The sequence below is a fragment of the Onishia taeanensis genome, assembly GCF_013349955.1.
Classification (GTDB): Bacteria; Pseudomonadota; Gammaproteobacteria; order Pseudomonadales; family Halomonadaceae; genus Onishia; species Onishia taeanensis_B.
Genome location: NZ_JABVXC010000076.1, coordinates 1 through 403, shown reverse-complemented (window position 1 = coordinate 403; position 403 = coordinate 1). Strand labels below are relative to the sequence as shown.

Here is a 403-nt window from a genome sequence, read left to right as displayed (position 1 = left end):
GAAGCGGAGAGTCGCCTTTATGCCGACTATGAGGCTGTCATCGACGGGCGCAAGGAGCTGGCGCTCAATCGTCCACGTGCGCGTGACTATTTCGACACCAGCTACAGTGTCAATGCCTGTGAGTATCGCCATCATGTCGTGCGCGCGGACACCTACCACCTGAGCGCCGTCAACTTCTCCAACATCATGATGCTGGGCGCCATCGGTATTGTCTTCTATCTGGCCAATGGCCTGGGATGGGCCAGTGGTGAAGTCGCCGCGACCTTTTCCCTGACTCTGCTGTTTCTGCGCACGCCCTTGATCCAGCCGTGGGGGCATTGCCCACCTTGCTGGGGGCTGATGTGGCCTTTGCCAAGCTGCGCAAGTTGGCATTGGCACCGGTCAACGCCGATTTCGCGTCTCC

1 pseudogene is annotated in these 403 nt (G+C 59.6%); it reads left to right on the top strand.

Features of this window, described 5'->3' with window-relative positions:
* A pseudogene (locus HUS66_RS17540) lies at positions 1-403 on the top strand (multidrug ABC transporter permease/ATP-binding protein); the annotation flags it as partial.